Genomic DNA, 390 nt, shown 5'->3' with positions numbered 1-390 from the left:
GTTAGAGCCTTATGCTCGCATCACGAAGCGCCTAAAAAGTTATATAGAACAACTGCTGCCTCTTCTTCCCATTAAGCATATCTCCCAGTTAACAAGCGTACATTGGCACACCATTAAAGAGATAGATAAACGCCGACTTCGCCAAGTGGTACCGTCAGTGAAATGGGAGGGGCTAAGGCAACTCGTCATGGATGAGTTCGCTATCTTTAAAGGACATCGGTATGCCACGGTCATCGCTGACGCTAAGACTCATCAAGTTATTTGGATAGGGTTAGGCCGTAGCCGCAAGGACATACGACCGTTCTTCGAGCTGTTAGGCAAGCATGGCAATAATATCGAAGCGGTCGCGATGGACATGAATACGGCTTTTGACCTTGAAGTTCAAGCGCA

The 390-nt window shown here is 47.4% G+C and carries 1 protein-coding gene; it reads left to right on the top strand.

Annotation, left to right across the window (positions count from 1 at the left end):
* Nucleotides 1-390, top strand: a 390-nt coding sequence (locus A6D97_RS19930; protein ID WP_170791833.1) for a transposase, incomplete at both ends; no start/stop codon positions are given.

Origin of the sequence: Vibrio sp. ZF57, assembly GCF_001691235.1 — a bacterium.
Classification (GTDB): domain Bacteria; phylum Pseudomonadota; class Gammaproteobacteria; order Enterobacterales; family Vibrionaceae; genus Vibrio; species Vibrio crassostreae_C.
This window is presented reverse-complemented; position numbering and strand designations above follow the sequence as displayed.